The organism is Burkholderia sp. GW821-FHT14F03 (assembly GCF_058803765.1).
In genome coordinates this window covers 90658-110784 of record NZ_JBXAPG010000007.1, presented here as the reverse complement: position 1 = coordinate 110784, position 20127 = coordinate 90658, and the positions used below count along the sequence as shown (strand labels likewise).

General features: G+C 64.1%; 19 protein-coding genes. 4 read left to right on the top strand and 15 right to left on the bottom strand.

The window, feature by feature from the left end:
• Positions 1–183: 183 nt before the first annotated feature.
• The 11 genes from AC1RQF_RS07510 to AC1RQF_RS07460 all read right to left on the bottom strand — a co-directional run bounded on the left by AC1RQF_RS07510 (position 184) and on the right by AC1RQF_RS07460 (position 12793).
• Positions 184–543 (bottom strand): HNH endonuclease, encoded by a 360-nt coding sequence (locus AC1RQF_RS07510; protein ID WP_492871716.1) that lies wholly within the window; start codon positions 541–543, stop codon positions 184–186.
• A 322-nt stretch (positions 544–865) separates the two neighbouring features.
• Positions 866–1021, bottom strand: a complete 156-nt coding sequence (locus tag AC1RQF_RS07505; RefSeq protein WP_492871658.1) for a hypothetical protein — start codon at positions 1019–1021, stop codon at positions 866–868.
• A 327-nt stretch (positions 1022–1348) separates the two neighbouring features.
• Positions 1349–1516 carry a hypothetical protein gene (locus tag AC1RQF_RS07500; protein ID WP_492871657.1) on the bottom strand — a complete coding sequence of 56 codons (168 nt, stop codon included), beginning with the start codon at positions 1514–1516 and terminating at the stop codon, positions 1349–1351.
• 349 nt (positions 1517–1865) lie between these two features.
• A complete protein-coding gene (locus AC1RQF_RS07495; protein ID WP_492871656.1) occupies positions 1866–2318 on the bottom strand; it encodes a hypothetical protein in 453 nt (150 codons plus the stop codon).
• 53 nt (positions 2319–2371) lie between these two features.
• On the bottom strand, positions 2372–3445 hold the full coding sequence (locus AC1RQF_RS07490; RefSeq protein ID WP_492871655.1) for a hypothetical protein: 1074 nt from the start codon (positions 3443–3445) through the stop codon (positions 2372–2374).
• A gap of 86 nt (positions 3446–3531) precedes the next feature.
• The gene (locus tag AC1RQF_RS07485; RefSeq protein WP_492871654.1) at positions 3532–6147 is read right to left on the bottom strand and encodes a phage tail length tape measure family protein; all 2616 of its coding nucleotides are present in this window, start codon (positions 6145–6147) and stop codon (positions 3532–3534) included.
• Between the two features lie 505 nt (positions 6148–6652).
• Complete coding sequence (locus AC1RQF_RS07480; protein ID WP_492871653.1) at positions 6653–6829, bottom strand: hypothetical protein; 177 nt, start codon at positions 6827–6829, stop codon at positions 6653–6655.
• A 249-nt stretch (positions 6830–7078) separates the two neighbouring features.
• Entirely contained in the window at positions 7079–7357 is a 279-nt protein-coding gene (locus AC1RQF_RS07475) for a Rha family transcriptional regulator (RefSeq protein ID WP_492871652.1), read from the bottom strand.
• Between the two features lie 677 nt (positions 7358–8034).
• A complete protein-coding gene (locus tag AC1RQF_RS07470; protein WP_492871651.1) occupies positions 8035–8442 on the bottom strand; it encodes a hypothetical protein in 408 nt (135 codons plus the stop codon).
• Positions 8443–8602: 160 nt separating this feature from the next.
• Positions 8603–10195, bottom strand: a complete 1593-nt coding sequence (locus tag AC1RQF_RS07465; RefSeq protein ID WP_274002982.1) for an ABC-F family ATPase — start codon at positions 10193–10195, stop codon at positions 8603–8605.
• Positions 10196–10510: 315 nt separating this feature from the next.
• On the bottom strand, positions 10511–12793 hold the full coding sequence (locus AC1RQF_RS07460) for an AsmA family protein (protein WP_274002981.1): 2283 nt from the start codon (positions 12791–12793) through the stop codon (positions 10511–10513).
• Between the two features lie 146 nt (positions 12794–12939).
• On the opposite strand from AC1RQF_RS07460, the gene AC1RQF_RS07455 reads away from it, so the two are divergent.
• Both AC1RQF_RS07455 and AC1RQF_RS07450 read left to right on the top strand, forming a co-directional pair.
• On the top strand, positions 12940–13635 hold the full coding sequence (locus AC1RQF_RS07455; RefSeq protein ID WP_274002978.1) for an ABC transporter ATP-binding protein: 696 nt from the start codon (positions 12940–12942) through the stop codon (positions 13633–13635).
• Positions 13632–14450, top strand: a complete 819-nt coding sequence (locus AC1RQF_RS07450) for an ABC transporter permease (RefSeq protein WP_492871650.1) — start codon at positions 13632–13634, stop codon at positions 14448–14450. Before AC1RQF_RS07455 ends, AC1RQF_RS07450 begins: the two co-directional genes overlap by 4 nt.
• Positions 14451–14467: 17 nt before the next feature.
• Here AC1RQF_RS07450 and AC1RQF_RS07445 read toward each other — a convergent pair whose 3' ends face one another.
• Entirely contained in the window at positions 14468–15025 is a 558-nt protein-coding gene (locus AC1RQF_RS07445) for a DUF6013 family protein (RefSeq protein WP_274002975.1), read from the bottom strand.
• 146 nt (positions 15026–15171) lie between these two features.
• Positions 15172–16188 (bottom strand): zinc-binding alcohol dehydrogenase family protein, encoded by a 1017-nt coding sequence (locus tag AC1RQF_RS07440; RefSeq protein ID WP_274002972.1) that lies wholly within the window; start codon positions 16186–16188, stop codon positions 15172–15174.
• A gap of 131 nt (positions 16189–16319) precedes the next feature.
• Between AC1RQF_RS07440 and AC1RQF_RS07435 the strand changes: the two genes are divergently transcribed.
• Positions 16320–17267, top strand: coding sequence for a LysR family transcriptional regulator (locus AC1RQF_RS07435; protein ID WP_274002971.1), 948 nt, complete (start codon positions 16320–16322; stop codon positions 17265–17267).
• 85 nt (positions 17268–17352) lie between these two features.
• Positions 17353–18198, top strand: coding sequence for a phosphoserine phosphatase SerB (serB, locus tag AC1RQF_RS07430; protein ID WP_274002969.1), 846 nt, complete (start codon positions 17353–17355; stop codon positions 18196–18198).
• Positions 18199–18307: 109 nt separating this feature from the next.
• Here serB and AC1RQF_RS07425 read toward each other — a convergent pair whose 3' ends face one another.
• Positions 18308–19489, bottom strand: coding sequence for a cystathionine beta-lyase (locus AC1RQF_RS07425; RefSeq protein WP_274002968.1), 1182 nt, complete (start codon positions 19487–19489; stop codon positions 18308–18310).
• A 70-nt stretch (positions 19490–19559) separates the two neighbouring features.
• Positions 19560–20102, bottom strand: coding sequence for a hypothetical protein (locus AC1RQF_RS07420; protein ID WP_492871715.1), 543 nt, complete (start codon positions 20100–20102; stop codon positions 19560–19562).
• Between the last annotated feature and the right edge of the window lie 25 nt (positions 20103–20127).

Genomic DNA, 20127 nt, shown 5'->3' with positions numbered 1-20127 from the left:
GGTGTCCATATTCATCTTGACGGCCATTGCTACCTGACCGCCGATACTCGGTGAACTCATCTTCCTCCTGTAAAGGTTCCATAGGTTCCAACTTTTTACACCCCCACCCCGTCATTTCAGAGGTACGGTGTTATGCGGGTTTCCGGGCGATTTCGGAACATGTGTGCCAATTTGTACCTACCCCTACCGCCACCCTTCCGGTATCCCATCCACGCCTACTCGTCTACGCACCTTGTATCCTTGGTCCGTGTTGGTCTTGTCGTCATGGCAATCCTTGCAGAGCAATTGCAGATTCTCATCCTCATTCGATCCACCTTGAGCTAATGGCTTGATGTGATCGACTACGCCACTCGGTACAGCTACCCCGCATTTCCTACAGCAGTATCCATCCCGCTCCCGGATTCGCTTTCTGATCGTGTCCCATGCCCCTCCCGAGAGATCATCAATTCGGACAGCATTTCCGGCTTCCGCTACTCTGGCCTTCTGCTTCGGAGTCAGGGATTTATTGCTACTTGGTCCACAATACGGACACTTCCATTGCATTCCCTCCGGCTTCCAATCCGGATGCTTACTGCATTCAGGCGCGCTACTTTGCTGCGCTCCGTAGACTCCACTCATTCAAATAACTCCATTTGAGAGGTTTGGACAGGATCGAATTACAGCCCCTCTGAGCCGCTGGGTAGATCGGACTACCCGAAGCATCCCGGAGCATCATCAGGCCCGTGTAGAGGCTGTGGAAGGCGGGGGGGTATGTCGATTTGTGAGGTCGAAAATCCCCAGCGCCGTCTGGTCAGTGTCGAAATATCGCTAACTGCAAAAATTCCCGCCGATAACGCTCAGTCTCTAGCGAAAACCCGATGTCCGCCTAGTAATCGGTAGGATCATCGGAAGTGCGCCTCAAGAGCGATGCAATCTCCGTCAGTCGCTTATTGATCTTGCGGGCCTCCTCTGTCAGGCCGTAGGTGTTACACGCAATGATCGCAAGCAAAGCAGCAAACACCCCAATTTGCCATTCGGTCATGCTGGCCTCCTTTGGCCGGATTTGTTGTGCGCGCGCATACGCGTGAGGCTATAATCGGCCGGGATGCCCTGTAGCTACATGCCCTTGCCCTCCCGGCTTACATCGGCCGCAGGTGCAAACGGAGAGGCAATTCCGAACGCTTTCGTAATCCAGAGTCGCCGCTTATTCCGGAGCATTCCGGCCTCCCGCATCTCATCAGCAGTGAGGCAACGCCGCTGAGCCGGTAGGTACTGACCATTCGGCCCGATGCGTCCGTACTCACCGGTCCGATGCATGTCGAAGGATCGCGAGGAGCGGAATCGCTCCCCACACGTCGGACAGATATTGTTATCGTTGGACTGTCGCATGCTGCGTCTCGTACTGGTCCTGCATGGCGCGGGCCTTCTTCAACCATTGACGGACCGATGCAAGCGCGGTCGCCTGCATCTCGTCAACCGTGGTCCACGATACGCGCATCGCGAGGATTGCTGTCAGGTGTTCATTCTTGCTCGCCAATCAGTACGCCTCCTTGTTCTGAATGTTGCTCATCATCTTCCGCAGCACGTCAGACAACTGGGTAGCCACCCTACGCCGACTCGGGGCGCGTCCGGTTCGCCCCCGGTACTCATGAAGCTTCACAGCGCCACGCAGGTAATGGAACGACACGCGGGCCATCTGCGTAGCGGGAGTCGGGATCGTCACTCCCGCCCCTCCGTCCCTGTGCGTGCCGCCAATTCCGCCTCGATAGCCTCCACACGGGCCATGATCTTCCGCGCCTCGTCCGGCCGACTCTCGCAAGCCTGCGCGAATGCATGGGCCAGCACGTCACGCTCCGCCCACATCTGCTCGATAGTCCGCTCTGCCATCACGACACCGCCGCCAGGATACGTTGAAGTTCCGTACGCGCTGCATCGGCCGTCTGCTTCCGCGACAGTTCATCTTGCAACTTGTTCAACACCTCGTATTGCTGGTTGTACCGGTCAGTTGCAACCCGAACGTCGTCCACCTCCGCAACGCCCCCTGCGAACTGTCTGCGCTTGAGTTCAAGCTCTTTCGAATAAGCCGCAAGCTGCATTCTCGCTTCGGTGATTTCTGAAGTCAGACGTGCAACCGTGCGAAGCCCCTTACCAGAATCCACGACCACACGGAGAGATCGGATTTCCTCCGCTACTCGCGCAAGTGCTGGCTCAAGCTCAGGTTTCGCGACAGGCTGCTTATACGTCCCGTCCGGATTCAGGCTGTCTGACGCGAAATGGAAGTGAAGCGCCGCATCTTCGGGGACCTTCGGTGCCTTTGGCTTGAAAAGTTGACTGATCAATATAGTTATCCTTATCGATAACGGGCCATCCAGGATGAACGGCCCGAGTCTGGTTACTGGAGGGTAATGACCTGCGGTGCAGCGATGATCTTCGCGTCCGCGTACTTGGTGATCTTCAATGCGGTCTTGTTCTCTTGCAGGAGGTGGATTACCTTCGGACCGTCCGACGTATCCACGGTGATATCAGCTTGATTGCTGCGCTCGATCCACTGCGGGCCATCGAACACGGCCGTTCGCTTCACGTCAACGAGGATCAGTTTCCCGTCTGGTACAGCAAGAGATGGGATAGCCTGGAGTGTCCTGTACGTGCCACCACGCGGGCCGATGTTCGGATTCGCAGCATCCTGCAAGCCCGTCAGTGTTACCGGATTACCGATCCAGCACGCGGTGCGCAAGTCTCCGTCAAAGGCCGCAATGCCCGCCCTCACACTTGCAGCAGCCTTGCCCTGCTTCGTAAATAGGTCAATCACGGCCGCATCCGTTGCGTTATTCGCCGCCATTTCAAGCTGTTCCCGCACGTACTGGACAACGGCTGTGCTGTAATTCGTGGCCGCGAGGAGCGTGTCATCGAACACCATGATTACGCCAAATTTACGGAAACTCGAAAGCACCGCATCAATCGTCGGAGCGACACCCGGGAAGCCCTCACCCTCGCCAATCTCCGCTGCCTGCAACAGCTTGTCTTGCGTCAGCGCACGCACGTTCGGCGGGAGTTGCGGCGCACCCATCTGAGCCAGCGCGGTAATGATCGGCGTCGTAGTCGGCGGGTACAGCACGCCGGGAGCCTGCTCCGGCCGGTAAAGCTCCGAATTGTTACCGGTCGTTGCTACCGGGACGGCTGCCTTGGCAATCATCGCCCCCGGCCCCGGCGGTACACCTGCACGATGACTATCCGCCACGACGTGACGACCACCTTTAGCGAAAATCTCACGAATTCTCGAACCTTCGATGACGCCCTTGCTATCTGTCGTCAGGCTCTTGGCCACTTGCAGGAGACTTGGAACAACGCCCACGCCCATGACTTCCTGAGCTTGCGCCGGAGTCCAATTCTCCGCTATAGCCCATTGGATTTGTTGGGCGGCGTTAAGATGCTTGATAATCTCTTGGTTGACATTTTCTTGAATCAAACGTAGTCCTTAGTTGTTAATAGTTGATACCGGAAAGATCAAGAGCGAACCCACCCGACTTCGACGGATTCGCGGTACGGGCTGCGTCAAATCTGCCCGTACTTCATCTGGAAGGCGAAGCCACCTTGTTCGCGCATGCGCTGCTCCATTCGAATATCAATCCACGATTGCACGTAATTTTGTAGGTCTTTAGCGTCCTGTTCGGACAAGCCTCTGCCGCCGTGGTTGTTCACCTGGACAGAAACCGGAGAGGAGCCGCTAGACGCAGCAGGAGAGGGTGCGAGGGTGGCGGCTATGCCGCCGGTAGAAAAGTGCGCCATGTGGCCGGAGTTGATGGACTCAAGCAAGCTGCGGTACTTCTTCGTGGACGAAGCATTGACGACGAATTCGCCGTTGGAGAGCATGGCTGGGATGCTGTCGCTAGTGGTGGTCCCAGGTCCAGAGATCGGCCCGCCACCCGCACGGTGCAGAACTGGGCCGCCCTCGCTAAAGAAGCCAAAGGAACTGCTGATACTCTGGATCGCAAACACCTCAGCTTGCCGCAAAGCAATCTTTGCGAGGTCGCCTAGAATGCTTGCCGTGAACTTTTTGAAGTTGCCTTCACCGCTCGTAATGAACTGTTCCAAGGCACTCTGTGAATCCTGCCACGCGGTCACAAAAGCCGTCTTGGCAAGCTCCGCATTCGTCAGCGCGTCGCCTCCGAGAGATGACAGACCATCCTTCATCTGAGCCGATAAGCTACTGCGCCGCGACTCCTCACGCGCAAACGATCGCCCCAAGTTAGATTCACGCTCTTTCAGATAGGCTTGTTCCGCTTGTAGCTTCGCGTCGTATTGCCTCATATCCGATGCGGGGTCTAACGCGTACTGCTCGACCAACTGCCGCACACGCTGCTGATACTGTTGTTGCAGCGCATACCGCGCGTCGAACTCGGCCTTAACCCGTGCCGTCATGTTGCGGGTTGCATCCTGATACTGATACGCGTCCTCCTGCTGCGTATTCATCTGACTCAGGCCCATGACGTACCGACTCACATCGATGTCGCGTCGCTGCGACAGACCCGCCAACGTATCTTGCAGACTCGAATCCAGGCTCTTGCGTTGAAGCTGGAGTTTTTCAACCGCAGCAACTGCTTCCGTGTAGGACCGCTTATCCGACGAAGATCGAAGCACATCAGCACGCCTGCTCGCCAACGCGATTTGATCGTTCAGTGCAGACTTTTGCAGGTCGGTAAGCTTACGGTAGTACGTCTCCGCGTCAATCACACCTAGCTGTCGCTGGGCCTGTAGCTGCTTCTCCGCCTGCTGCTCGATCAACTGGCGGATTGCCAACCCCGTCTGGGTCTCGGCATTCATCGCAGCGATTGCAGAGCCGCCCCCGTGCTTACGAGTGGGCGTGATGTGTTCAGTGTCGAAGGCGATCATCTGCTTTCGCTGGGCCTCAAGTTGCGCCCGCACGGAATCTGTCATCTTCCCCTGCTTCGTCAGCAACGAAATGCGCGTATCGATAATCTCGTTGTCACGCTTGACGGCATCGCTAAGACGTTGCTGCGCTGACTTCGTACGATCGTACTCTGTCCTTACAGCGCGGAGCGAATCGGCCAGTGCTGCCTTATTTGCTGCCTCCCGCGCCGTTGCCTCTTGGCTCTCTCGGTTCGCGTCAACGATCTTCTGTTGCGCGGCGATCAGCGGACCGTAATCCGTGTAGTCCCCAGGTGTCCGGCCATTAAACTGTGCAGCCTGCTTGGACTTGAGGTCGTTCAGGATGTCGAGGTCTGTAGATTTGGCGGCCAACGCACGCGTATAACGCCCCCATGCTGCGGTAACGTTATCCCAGAATCCCGCCTGATGCTCCGTGCTGGTCTTAGTCTCGCGTTCAATATCGGCCAACTGCTGCTGGATGAGAATCTTGAACGCTTCGTGCTTTTGGTCCGTCTTTTCAAGAGACTCGATAAACGCCATGTTGGCGTCTGACATCGAGTGGTGCGTGCGTTGATACTCCTCCGCCGCTCTCTTAACCTCGTCCTGCTGCTTCAGGAGCGATTCCACGGTCTTATCGAATGCCTCGCCCGATGACTTCGACATCGCCAATGCCACCGCCCCGACCTGCGGGAAGATATCGGCGGTAACGCGCCCTGTTGCCACAAGTTGATTAAGACCGTCTGTCGCTGCGTTGATGCCAACACCGAATCTCTTGGACAAGTCCTCAGCAAGTCCCTGGATAGATTCCCGTGTCTGCTGCGCGTACCCGGTCGTGGAATTCATCGCGTCGTGGAACGCCCCAGCCTGTGCAGTCGCATTCGAGATGCCCTTGTGGAACGCGTAGGCCGCCGCACCTGCCGCCGCAAGCCCCAACGCTAACGGATGCGTTGCGTACTTCATCGCGTCCACCTGCTCCGCCATCACCATCATGGACCCGGCGAAATTCTTCCAGCTACCCGTCGCGGCCTCATGGGCCAGCACCATCATTTCTCGTCTTGCACCAACACTGTTCAGGTTGAGTTCATGCGTTTTCTTCGAGGCTTCCGCAATAGCTGCCGTCTGTGCAGCGAATGCCTGCGTAACACCACGCGCGGCGGCCTGCTGATTGAGCATCTCCAAGCGCGTCTTGCCTGCCGTGGCTTGGAGGCGGTCGTACTGGTCTACGAGTTTCTTTGCTTCGCGTGCAGTGAGGTTGTAGCCGTTTGTGGCGGCTTCCTGCATTGCCCGTTGTACTGCCTCTTGCTTGCGCCGTACCTCATCCTGTGATGCGCTAAGTTGTGCGTTTACCGCACGCAGCTGACCGATACCCGCCTGTGCGCCGGATGCGTCGACCGAGTATCTTACGGTGACGTTGTTGTTTGAACCTGCTATGTAAACCTCCTTGGTTAATAAACGCCGTACACCAGGGTCCCTGGCATCGGGGTTCGAAAATTGTTGTCGTGATATGAGTATCGCCAGCTGATGCCAGTCGCATCGATTGAGACAATCGGAACAGGGGCATTTTGTGAGACGTGCTGGAATAGCCATCTCGGTGTGAACGCCCAAAAGGGAGTGCCGCTGGACAAATCGGCATCGATACGCCCCGGATTACCCGCTACCCATCGCGCCGTCTTCGCCTCATCCGAACCCTCCGGAACAATAGCAACAGCACCAAACGCCCGCCCTGCCCGAGTTGATGCATCCAGTAATGTGCGACCCTGGGCGTCGAATATTTCGAGTCCGATGCTCAATGCGTGTGGTCCCGGATGTAGGTTTCCAACGCCTTCTTAACAACAGCAGCAACCGCGCAATCCTTCTCCGCTGCAAGCTGCCGGAGTTGGCGATGGAACTCCGGTGTAATCCGGGCGCTGATCACCCGACTATCCGCGTAGGGAATATCCGGAACGCGGTGTACGTTATGCATAGTTGTACTAACTCCTTTTTGTAGACAACAAGAAACACAACCAAACGGCCATGCTGTTACGGTTCGCCTTGCACATACCTGGGGCATCATCCGGCATGCCTACCGGAAGGCGGGAGTCGGTCTTGCGACAGCCGCCCTTCATCGGGTGAGGATCGTCCTCTCCTATGCTCAGGGGTGTTTTGCATTGCGGAATTCGCCGCATAGGCGGAGCAGCTCTCCTTAGCCGTGGGGAGTTTTATATTGTGAAATTCAATGAGGAGGCGCGGCCACCTGTTGCTCAAGCTCCTGCCAGCGGTCGATAATCCGCGCCCGCATCTGGACGTTGTAGCCGGAGACGAGGATCAGGGTCTCGCGCTTGGGGAGGAGGAATTCTCGCGCCGGCCTCGTTCCACCGTTCCCAATAGTCGCAGAGTACATATGCTCAAATTTGAGCGCATGTTCGCCCAGCCCCTCCAGCATCTTCACGATGTCTCGGCAAACGTTGTTGTGCTGCTTGCCAGTAAGCTTCGCAATTTCCCTGCTACTCATGGTCCGCTGCATGTCGGCTTTAATGGTCTAACGCTACCGGAGGTACACCGCGCGACCTACTACGTCGGCAAACTCTACGCGCGGCCGTGCGGCTAGGGGGAATCGCACGAATTAACTCTGCTTCGTACTGCTTCATAAGCTAGCTTCTCGCGCCATTCCCGGCCAATTACCGCCAAAGCTTCAATCTCTGCCGATCCAACTACCGTTGTACTGGTTCTCATTGCTGCTCCCGGATTCGTTCGGTTGATGGAACAGGCTCTACGCGGAACCCGCTCTACGAACCGCTGTTCGCTATCCCGGCGCTGTTCAAGGTTCCTCCAAACCCTCCGCACCGGAGCGATGGCGCATACGTTCCCGCAGTGGCCCATCGCTTTCGCATCGTCTACGGCCTCTGAAAGCACCGCGATTCCTCCGCGACTCCCTAGCTTCGCTATTAACGTGGCTGGCTCTAGGTAGCCTCTCCGTCCTGCCGGTACTGTCAGGAGCCGATGCCCCACCCCTGGTCCGGTCGCCGCGTCAGGAGGTCACAACTGCGTACATTCAAAAACCACTACGCATTCATCAAAATAAGCCGAGATGACTCTATGACCACCCCGGCACAATCGCAATCATATACATCGAAAATCCACTACGCAATAACTTTTTCCGTCCCCGTTCCCGGGGCGATCTGCCACATGCTACTGACGTAGGTATGTGCGGGCCTTCCCGTCCTCGTCAATAGTGGGGGCTGTCGTTACCACCCGGTTCCCGTCCGCGTCCATATCGACCCTTACAGTTTTTACGACCCGCGCCTCAACAATAGACTGCGCATCCCCAGAGTCCACAAGATGGCCAGCCGCCTCCTTCTGCTCATCGTCTTTCAGTTCTGTATCGGTGCCAGCCGCAGCTTTCGCCGCTCGCTGGATAACGTCTCGCTTGCTTTCGACGTAGGCGCACACCAAGTCACGCAGTTCCTCCGATACCTTTACGCCCGCAAACACGCGAAGTATCTGCAAGTCGCGGATTACTTCTTTGGGTAGGCGTAGCTGGAAAGCCTGCATATTTTCCCGCTGGCTACGGATAGGCGAGTTCGGATCGTGTTTCATGCGTATGCTCCTAAATTGGTTGAAGTATAACGCACTACGCACCCCATGCCCAAGGCACAAAACCCGGGCTCACGGGTACAACAAAAAAGCCCGCTGAGTACAACTTAGCGGGCCTCTTGGGTACAATTGGGTACATCAGATTGGGTACAGCACTGCGGTATTACGCCTGCCCCTGGCTCGTCAGGAAGTCTTCGTAATTCCCGCCGAAGTCCGTCAGCGTGCCGTCCGTCTTCACTTCGATGATCCGGTTCGCGAGGCCGCTCACGAACTCGCGGTCATGCGACACGAAAATCAGCGTGCCTTCGAACTTCTCGAGCGCGATCTGCAGCGACTCGATCGATTCCATGTCCATGTGGTTGGTCGGCTCGTCCATCAGCAGCACGTTGTGGCGGCCCAGCATCAGCTTGCCCCAGATCATGCGGCCCTTCTCGCCGCCCGACAGCACCTTCACCGACTTGCGGATGTCGTCCGCCGAGAACAGCAGGCGGCCGAGCGTGCCGCGCACCATCGTCTCGTCGTCGCCGTCCTGGCGGTAGTAGTCGATCCAGTCCATCAGCGTGATGTCGTCCGGGAACTCCTCGTAGGTGTCCTGCGGCATGTAGCCGATGTTCGCGTTCTCGGCCCACTTCACCGAACCATGCTCGAGCTCGAGCTTGCCGAGCAGCGCGCGCAGCAGCGTGGTCTTGCCCGCGCCGTTCTCGCCGATGATCGCGATCCGCTCGCCCGGCTGCACCGACAGGTTGAAGTTCTGGAAGATCGTGCGCTCGTACTTCTTGGTGATGGTGTCGGCCACCACCGCGATGTTGTGCAGCTTCTTCTCGAATTCGAAACGGATGAACGGGTTCTGCCGCGACGACGGCTTGAATTCCTCGATCTTGATCTTGTCGATCTGCTTCGCGCGGCTCGTCGCCTGGCGCGCCTTCGACTTGTTCGCCGAGAAGCGGCGCACGAAGTCCTGCAGTTCGGCGACGCGCTCCTTGGCGCGGGTGTTCGCCGCGGCCTGCCGCTCGCGCGCCTGCGCCGACGCGAGCATGTAGTCGTCGTAGTTGCCCGGCCAGACCTTCAGCGTGCCGAAGTCCATGTCGGCCATGTGCGTGCACACCGAGTTCAGGAAGTGGCGATCGTGCGAGATGATGATCATCGTCGAGTTGTACTCGTTGAGCACGGTTTCCAGCCAACGGATCGAGTTGATGTCGAGGTTGTTGGTCGGTTCGTCGAGCAGCAGCACGTCCGGCTTCGAGAACAGCGCCTGCGCAAGCAGCACGCGCAGCTTCCAGCCCGGGGCGACGTCGCTCATCGGGCCGGTGTGGAACTTCTCGTCGATGCCGATGCCGAGCAGCAGCGCGCCCGCGCGCGCCTCGGCGTCATAGCCGCCGTACTCGGCGAACTTCGCCTCGAGTTCGGCCGCGTGCATGTAGTCGTCGTCGGTCGCGTCCGGGTTCGCGTAGATCGCGTCGCGCTCCGTCATCGCGGCCCACATCTCCGTGTGGCCCATCATCACGACGTCGAGCACGCGCACGTCCTCGTAGGCGAACTGATCCTGGCGCAGCTTGCCGAGACGCACGTTCGGCTCGAGCGCGACATTGCCTCCGCTCGACTCGAGGTCGCCGCCGAGAATCTTCATGAAGGTCGACTTGCCGCAACCGTTCGCGCCGATGAGGCCGTAGCGGTTACCCTCCCCAAACTTGACCGAGATATTCTCGAACAGGGGCTTGGGCCCGAATTGCATCGTGATGTTGGCAGTAGAAAGCACAGCGTAGCCCGTTTAGAGATAGATCGACGGAAAACCGGGTAGTTTAGCAGGAGTCGGTGAACTGCTGCGCGGCGGACCGCCAAAGCGCCCATGAGCACAGGCCGCGGCCCCCATCCGGAAAGCCCGGCGCGGCGGGCGCAACGCGGTTCCCGGGGAGAATTTGCCGGCATTCCCGCCGGCGGCGCACAGGCTTCCCGCGCCGGGCCGCCCATCGAGCAAACCCGTTCGCTCGACGTCAGACCCCGTTTCCACTCGACCCGACGGCGGCGCGCGGCGTGCGCCCGCCGTCCGCCGCCGGGATGGCCTCGCGCCGCCCTACTTCGCGGCGGCCTTCTTGCCCGGGGGCGGCGCCTTGGGCGGCGCCTTCAGTTGCGCGAACATCTCCGAGCACGGCACACCCTTGTTGTTGCTCGGCGCGATCAGCGGGATCAGCGCGGCGAACGGGTTGATCAGGCCGAGCCCGATCATCGCGCCCGCGCGCAGCGCGAGCGCGCCCACGCTCACGCCGACGTCCGGATTCTTGAAGGTGCCCTTCACGTACAGCGGCGAGCGCAGCGAGAACACCCGGAAGCCCTTGGTCTGCGGATGAATCGACATGTCCAGCGATTCGTCGCGCAGGTTGACCGTGCCGTCGACGCGGATCACCGCATCGTCGGTATCGAGCGCGAACAGCTTCGCATCGAGCACGCCGTTGGTCGCGGCGAAATCCACCGCCGCGCAATTGATCTTCACGTCCTTGCCGCCGAACAGCTTCTCGTACACCACGTTCGCGACGTTCAGGCCGGCCGCCTCCATCAGCAGCCGACTGATCGCGCCATCGGTGACGAGCGCCTTGACCTCGCCGTTGGCCGTCGCGGCGAGCGCCGCGGGCGAATTGCCGGTGGCCGACAGCGCGGCGTCGCCGTTGATCTCGCCCAACGCGGACTGCATCACCTTCTGCGTCGAGAACAGCTGCTTGAGCTTCAGGTGGCGCGCCGCCACCGTGAAGCGGCCCTTGAGCGGCGCGCCGCTGCCGTCGAGCCGCGCCTCGGTCGACAGCGAGCCGCCCGCGACGCCGAACGTCAGCGGTTGGAGCGACAGCACGCCGTCCTGCATCACGATGTGCGTGTAGAGGTCGGTGATCGGCAGGTCCGCGCTCTTGACCAGCTTCTTGCCGGTGAACTTGACGTCGGCGTCGAGCGCGCGCCAGCGGTCGGTGTGGAACGTCTCGACCGGCAGCACGCGGCCGCTCGGCTGCTTGGTGGTATCGCCGCGCTGGGCCTTGCTGGCGGCCGTGTCCGCGCCGACGATCGGCGCGAGATCCGAGAATTGCAGCAGGTTCGACACCAGTTCGCCCGACAGTTTCGGCCGCGGCTCGCGCTGCTCGAACGCAAGCGTGCCATGCAGATCGCTGCCGCCGACGCGGCCGTCGAAGTTCTCGTAGCGGAACAGGCTTCCGCCGCGCCGGAAGTTGCCGATCAGGCGGCCCTCGGTCGCGTACGGCGGCGTATCGGGCAGGGTCACGCCGGTCAGCGGATACAGGTGCGACATGCTCGCGCCTTGCAGCCACAGCCGCAGGTCGAGCGCGGCGAGCCGGGTTGGGTCGGTCAGCGTGCCGACCACCGCGAGCCGCGTGTCGCCCGCCTTCACGTCCGCCTGCAGCGGGAACGGCCGAGCGGCGTCCTGCAGCGCGAGCACCCCGCCGAGCTTGCCGGTGCCGTCGATGGGCACGCCCTTGTAGCGCCCCTTCACGGTCAGGCCGAACGCATAGGTCGGCCCCGCCGGCTTGGCGGCCGCGCCGGAGGCGCCGGCCGGCGCGCTGACCGCGGGCGGCGCGGAGGCCGAGACCGCGCCCGACGCCACGCTTGCACCTGTTGCCGCCGAAGCGCCTGAGGCGGCCGACGCAGCGGAGGCGGCCGACGCATCCGACGCCGCCGTGGCGTTCGCCTTCCGGCTCAGCTGCGCGGCGCCCCGCTTGCCGACCCGCTGGGCCGACGCGGCGCGCGAGGTGGCTTCCTGCTGCGCGAGCACGTCGCCGAGCGGGATCGGTTGGCCGAGCGTGTCGATCGCGACGGTGAGATCGGCTTTCGTGACGGCGTCGCGATACGCAACCGTGCCTTTGGCAAAACCGAAGTTGCGCAGCTCCACGTTCCACGGCGACGGCTGCGCCGCCTGCTTGAAGGTGAAGGTCCAGGTGTTGCGGCCATCGGCGAGCCGCTCGAGATCGAGCGCCGGATTGACGAGGCGGATCGACGGAATCACGACCTTGTGCGCGAGGAGCGGCAGCACCTCGACCTCGGCTTGCGCGGCGTCGAGCGTCGCGAACGCGGGCGCCTTCGCCCATTCAGGATTGCCGATCACGATCTGGGTGGCGGAGACGCTCGGCCAGGGCACCCAGGCGCGCCAGCCGGTTTCGCCCTCGGGCCGTCGCCAGCCCAGCCTGAGGTCGCCGCGAATCTCGAACGGGCGCCCCAGCGCCTCGCTCGCCTGTGCGTTGACCCACGGCTTCACGTGGTTCCAGTCGAAGGTATAGATGAAGATGCCGAACGCCGCGAGCAACACCACGACGCTGCCGGCGATCCATGCGGCCGATTTGCCGAGAGCTCGGGAAAGCGCCATGCCGGTTCCGTTGTTGTTCTGGGATCAGCCAAGCGCGCCGCGCGTGCCGTGCGCAAAGGCGCGCAGCGCGCGACGCGGCGAGGCATGGCCGGTATTATGACGCACGTGCCGGGACCGCCCCGCCCCATTTACCCTTTTTTTCATTTATGACGGCAACCGCCCTGATCGACGCGCGCGGCATCACCCGGCGCGACGCGTCGACCGGCAAGACGCTTCTGGCCCCCACCGATTTCCGGCTGACGGCAGGCACACGCATTGCGCTCACCGGGCCGTCGGGCTCGGGGAAAAGCGTGTTCCTGCGCGCGCTGGCGCTGCTCGACCCGCTCGACGGCGGCGCCCTGTTGTGGCGCGGCGAGCCGGTCGCGCGCGCGGCGATCCCGCGTTATCGGCGCAATGTCGCGTATCTGCGGCAGCGGCCCGCGCCCGCCGACGGCAGCGTCGAGGACCTGCTGCGCTATCCGTACACGCTCGCGGTTTATCGCGATCGGCGTTTCGATCGCGCGCGCGCCGCCCGACTTGCGGCACAGGCGGGCCGCCGCGACGATTTTCTCGCGCAGGCGGCGAGCGAATTGTCGGGCGGCGAGGCGCAGATCGCGGCGTTGTTGCGCGTGCTGCAACTCGATCCCGAGGTGTTGCTGCTAGACGAACCGACCGCCGCGCTCGACCCCGAGTCGACCCGCGCGATCGAGGCGCTGGTGGCCGCGTGGTTCGACGCCGCGCCCGACGCGCGCGCCTATCTGTGGATTTCGCACAATCCCGCGCAGGCCGCGCGCATCGGCCCGCGCCATCTGACGATGCAGGCGGGCGTGCTGCGCGACGGCGCATCGGAGGCCGCGTCGTGAGCCCCACCCTGCAGGACCTGAGCCTCGTCGACGTCGGCATCGCGGCGGCGCTCGTCGCGGTCAACGGCGCGTTGTCGCTGGCCCTCTCGCTCGGCCTCGGCCGCAAGCTCGCCTGGGCGGCGCTGCGCACCGTCGTCCAGCTGCTCGCGATCGGCTATGTGCTCGGCTGGGTGTTCGCGCATGCGAGCGGCGTCGTGGTGGTGCCGTTGATGGCCTTGATGACGCTGATCGCGGGCTTCGCGGGGGCCGCGCGCGGCAAGCGCACGTACGCGGGCCAGCGCGCCGACAGCATCCTGTCGATCTGGTTCAGCAGCTGGTTCGTCGCGGCCGTCGGCCTGTTCGTCGTGATCCGCATCCATCCGTGGTACGCGCCGCAGTATGCGATCCCGATCCTCGGGATGATCCTCGGCAATACGCTCACCGGCGTCTCGCTCGGCGTCGAGCGGATGACCGAGGAGCTGACCGCGCGCCGCGATCGCGTCGAGACCGCGCTCGCGCTCGGCGCGACCCGCTGGGAAGCGGCCCAGGACGCCGCGCGGCAGGCGGTGCGCGCGGGCATGCTGCCGACCCTCAACCAGATGGCGGTGGTCGGCGTGGTGAGCCTGCCGGGGATGATGACGGGCCAGGTGCTCGCGGGCCAATCGCCGCTGCAGGCGGTCCGCTATCAGATCGTCATCATGTTCCTGATCGCGGCCTCGTCGGCGCTCGGCACGGTCGGCGCGGTGCTGCTCACCTGCCGCCGCCTGTTCTCGGCCGAGCACCGCTTCCTCGCCGCCCGCCTGATCGAACGACGCCGGAAGCAGGCGGCCGACTGAGCCGCGCGCGGCGGCGCTCAGCGCTTGATCGACACCGTGACGCGCGTGCCGTCGCTCATCGTGAGGGTCTTCGAGCCGCCGCCCGTCGGAATCGACACCCACCTGACCTGGCTCACGGTCACGGCCTTCGGGCACTGCAGCGCCTTGCCGCCGACCGTCACCGCCTTGCGGCCCTGCGGCGCGCTGGCCTGGAAGCTCAGCTGCACGTTCGCGACGCCCTTGCTGTCGACCGACGGCGCGACGCGCACCTGGGTCTGCCGGACCATCGCGCCGTTGGCGTCGCGCGGCAGCGAATCGCTCTGCGGGCAGCCGTCCGGCACCGGCACCGCGCCCGACGGCGGCACCGACTTCCAGTTGAAGTCGTCGGTCTCGCCGGAACGGATCTTGCGGGTTTCCTGCGTATTGCCGAACAGTTTCGAATCGACCTTGACGGTGTACTGGAGCTGGCCGTCGTTGCCGCCGAGCAGGCTGGCGTTGATCGGCGGCGCAGCGCAGGCGGGGGCGCTGAGGAAGGCGGCCGCCAGGACGGCGGCGGAACCGGTGGCGGCGATGACTGTGGTGACGCGTTGGCCCATGCTGACCTCCTTATGAGGTGGCGCCGCGCGAACGGCTCCACCGGGTTATCGATGCATGATGCCTGCCAGTCTAACGCCAAGCGCCGCCGCCGGCGTTGACCTGACATCGGGTGTTACCCCGCTTGCGCGCCGCGCCCGCCGCGCCCTCAGAAACCGCTCAGCACGAGCTTGCCGATCGCGCGGCCGCTCTCGAGCAATTGATGCGCGCGGCGCAGATTCGCCGCGTCGATCCGGCCGAGATGCTCGCCGACCGTCGTGCGCAGCGCGCCCGCGTCGACGAGCCGCGCCACCTCGGCCAGCAGCGTGTGCTGCTCGATCATGTCGGGCGTGCCGAACATCGCGCGCGTGAACATGAACTCCCAATGAAACGCCGCGCTCTTCGCCTTCAACAGCTCGACGGGCACCGGCCGCTCGTTCTCGACGATCGTGCAGATGCCGCCCTGCGGCCGGATCAGTTCGGCCGCCGCCGGGAAATGGCGATCGGTGTCGTTGAAGATCAGCACGTAGTCGACCGTCGGATGGCCGACCGCCTTCATCTGCGCGGGCAGATCGCCGAAATGATCGACCACGTGGTCCGCGCCCAGCTCGCGCACCCACTGCGCGGATTCAGGGCGCGACGCGGTCGCGATCACCGTGAGTCCGCCCAACTGCCTGGCGAGCTGGATGCCGATCGAGCCGACCCCGCCCGCGCCGCCGATGATCAGCACCGACTTGCCCGCGTCCGCGCCTTGCGGCGACACGCGCAGGCGCTCGAACAGCGCTTCCCACGCGGTGATGGCGGTCAGCGGCAGCGCGGCGGCGGCCGCGAAATCGAGCGTCTCGGGCTTGCGCGCGACGATCCGTTCATCGACGACGTGATACTCGCTGTTCGCGCCCGGCCGCGTGATGCTGCCCGCGTAGAACACCGGATCGCCCACCTTGAACAGCGCGACCCCGGGCCCGACCGCGACGACCGTGCCGGCCGCGTCCCAGCCGAGCACGCGCGGCGACGCCTCCGTCTGCGCCTTGGGCGCGCGCACCTTGCAATCGACGGGATTGACCGAGATCGCCTCGATCCTCACGAGCAGGTCGCGCTCGCCCGGCTGCGGCATCGGCAATTCGAGGTCGAGCAGCGCATCCGGCTGGTCGATCGGCAGGTATTGATGCAATCCGACAGCTTTCATCTTGGGCTCCTGGCAAACAAGTCTGGGACACGGCGCGAAGCGCGCGCCGACGCATGACCCGCATCGTAGAGCGCCCCATCCTCATTAAAAAGCACCATAATCCCTGAAACATTTTCCGGATTTTCAAAAGAATGATCGACGCGCCGCCGCCCTCGCCCGACAAACCGCTCGACCTGCTCGACGTGGCGCTGTTCGTGCGCGCGGCGCGGCTCGCGAACGTGTCGGCGGCCGGCCGGGAGTTCGGGCTGTCGGCCGCGGTGGCGAGCGCGCGGCTCGCGCAGCTCGAACGCCAGCTCGGCGCGCGCCTGCTGCATCGCACCACGCGGCGCGTGAGCCTGACTCAGGAAGGCGAACTGTTCATCGCGCGCGCCCAGCCGCTGCTCGAAGCGGCCGACGCCGCGCGCGCGGCCGTCGGCCGCGGCCGCGCCGAGCCGCAGGGCCGGCTCAAGGTCTCGATGTCGTCGTCGTTCGGCCGCCAGCACGTCGCGCCGGTGATTCCCGCGTTCCTGCGCCGCTACCCGGACGTCTCGCTCGATTTGCGGCTGTCCGACGAAATCGTCGATCTGGTCGACGAGGGCATCGACATCGCCGTGCGGCTCGGCGCGCTGAAGGACTCCTCGCTCGTCGCGCGGCGGCTTGCGGCGAACCGCCGCGTGATCTGCTGCGCGCCCGCCTATCTGGCCGCGCACGGCGCGCCGCGCCATCCCGCGGACCTCGCGCGGCACGAGTGCGTGATCCTCGGCGACCAGCGCGACTGGACCTTCGCGACGCCTGCCGGCCCGCAGACGGTGCGCGTCGGCGGACGGCTGAGCGCGAGCAACGGCGAGGCGATCCGCGAGGCCGTGCTGGCGGGCTTCGGCCTCGCGCTGAAGTCGACCTGGGACGTCGGCCCGCACCTGCGCGACGGCACGCTCGTCAGCGTGCTCGACGACTACCCGCTCGCCGAGCCGGTCGCGATCTGGGCGGTCTACCCGAGCCGCGCGTTCGTGCCGCTGAAAACCCTTGCCTTCATCGACTTCCTCGCCGCGCACTTCGGCGATCCGCCGTACTGGGACCGGCCGGCCCCGCCCGCCGGCTGACGCGCCGGCCGCGCGCCGCGCCGCTACAATAGCGAGTTGGCCCGCGCGTGCCCGCTGCCACATTTTTCTTTGCCAACCACTCGCCATGACCACGAATCTCGTTATCCAGAGTCCCTCGCCGCTGTCCGACGCGCATTACAAGCCCCTGCTCGCACTCGCCCGCGGCGCGCGCATCGTCGCGCTCGATCCGCACGCGATCCGCATCGAGGAGGCCAGTCCCGCGCAGCAGCCCGATCTCGACGTCTATTGCGGCACCCACGGGCTCGACTACGGTTTCGTCGACGCCGGCCTGCGGCTCGCCGACTTCGGCCTGGTCGCGATGGACATGGATTCGACGCTGATCACGATCGAGTGCATCGACGAGATCGCCGATTTTTGCGGACGCAAGGCCGAGGTCGCGGCGATCACCGAGGCTTCGATGCGCGGCGAGATCCCCGATTTCAACGAGAGCCTCGCGCGCCGCGTCGCGCTGCTGGCGGGGCTCGAGGCGAGTGCGCTCGAACAGGTCTACGCGACCCGGCTGCGGCTGTCGCCGGGTGCAGAGGCCATGCTGGCCGGCGTCAAGGCCGCGGGCCTCAAGACACTCCTGGTGTCGGGCGGCTTCACCTTCTTCACCGACCGCCTCAAGGCGCAGCTCGGGCTCGACCATGCGTATTCGAACGTGCTGGAAGTCGTCGACGGCAAGCTGACGGGCAAGGTGCTCGGCGAGATCGTCGACGCCGACGTGAAGGCGCGCCTCGTGCGCGACACCTGCGCGGCGCTCGGCATCCCGCCGAGCCGCGCGATCGCGATCGGCGACGGGTCGAACGACCTGAAGATGATGGCGGAGGCCGGGCTGTCGGTCGCGTTCCGCGCGAAGCCCGTGGTGCGCGAGGCGGCGAGCGTCGCGTTCAACCACGTCGGACTCGACGGCCTGCTGCGGCTGCTGTAACGCGCGGCGCAAGCCGGGCCCGGATGCAACAACGGCGCATGCGATTTCCGCATGCGCCGTTGTTGCATCGACAGCCGGCCTCGCGCGGCGCGCGGAACCGGCGGCGGCGTCAGCCGAACGCGATCCCGAACGCGCGTTCGATGTCGGCGCGCAGGTCGGCCTCGTCCTCGAGCCCGACGTAGAAGCGCACCAGCGTGCCCTGGTGCGGCCAGGTCGGCCGCATCGACGCGACATCGTAGGGCATCGCCAGGCTGCATGCGCCGCCCCAGCTCCAGCCGATCGCAAACAATTCGAGCGCCTCGACGAACGCGTCGACCTGCGCCGGGCTGTAGCGCCCATCGAACACGACCGAGAACAAGCCCCCCGCGCCCGTGAAATCACGGGCGAACGACGCGTGCCCCGGGCAATCCGGAAACTGCGGATGCAGGACCGCCGCGATCTCCGGCCGCGCCTTCAGCCAATGCGCGAGCGCGAGTGCGTTCGCGCTGTGCGCGTCGAAGCGCACCTGCATGCTCGGCAGGCTGCGCAGCACGAGCGAGCAGTCGTCGACCGACACGCCGATGCCGAGGCGCATGCGCGCCAGCTTGAGCTTCGCGTGCAGGTCCGCGTCGGCCGTGATCGTCGCGCCCATCAGGAGGTCGCTGCCGCCCGACTGGTACTTGGTCAGCGCCTGGACCGAGATGTCGACGCCGTGCTCGAACGGCTTGAACGCGAGCCCGGCGGAATAGGTGTTGTCGATCGCGGTCACGATGCCGCGCGCGCGCGCGACGGCCGTGATCGCACGCACGTCGGGCACTTCCATCGTCACCGAACCCGGCGCTTCCAGCCAGATCAGCTTCGTGTTCGGCTGGATCAGGTCGGCGATGCCCGCGCCGATCAGCGGATCGTAGAAACGCGCGCTCACGCCGAAATCACGGCTGAGCCACGTGCCCAGGTCGCCGTTCGGGTTGTACACGTTGTGCGGGATCAGCACGTCGTCGCCCGCCTTCACCACGCCGAAATAGACATTGGTGATCGACGCCAGCCCCGACGGCTGCAACAGCGCATGCCTGCCGCCCTCGATCTCGGCCAGGCGCTGCGCGAGCGCGAGCGAGGTCGGCGTCGCGTGCAGCCCGTAGCGCCACTGGCTGTCGTCGCGCCAGTCCAGGTTGCGCATCGTCGCGAGATCGGGGAACACGACCGTCGAGCCGCGCTCGACCGGCGTGACGAACGAGCGGAAACCGTCGGGAATCGCGTCGTCGGGTTGCACGATGCGGGTTTGCAGCGCGCGCTTGGAAGTGGATGCTGTCATGGCTGGGTAAGTTCGTCTGCTGCCAGGAAATGCGGCGCGCCCGCGTTCGGGCGCGCCGCGCCGGAGTACGTCATTCTGCGGTGCTCACGTTGCGCACGCCGCCGACCGGCTGCCCGACAGTGGGCGGCGGCGCCTCGCGGCGCGCGGGCGGCGCGGCGGGCGCCCCGCCCACCGGATGAAGCACGATCGGCTGCGGGTCCGACTCGTCGCTGTTCATGCGGTCGGCGCTCAGCGCGCCCGCGGCGTCGAAGTGGCCAATCCAGACGCCGGTGATGTTGGTGCCGTCGTTCGACTCCTCGACCTCGAGCGTGTCGCCGTCGCGATCGCCCGCGAGCAGCACGACCTCGCCGGTATCGCCGTACTGGTACTCGCCGTGTACGCCGGGCTCGTCCTGCTTCGGCCCGAGATGCACGACGATCGGCCGGCCGCCGAGCGTGCCCTCGTAGCGCTGCAGCTTCGCGAACGCCGGGTCCGGCTTGAGCGGCCGCGCGGGCGCGGTATCGTCGCGCAGCACGGCCGCGCCCGAGGCGGGCGCCGCCGCCGGCTGCGCATACGCCGCGCCGACGGTCCAGATCATGACGGCCAGTGCCGCCCATCGCATGCCCAACTTCACACCCACCTTGCTTGACTCCGTCAGA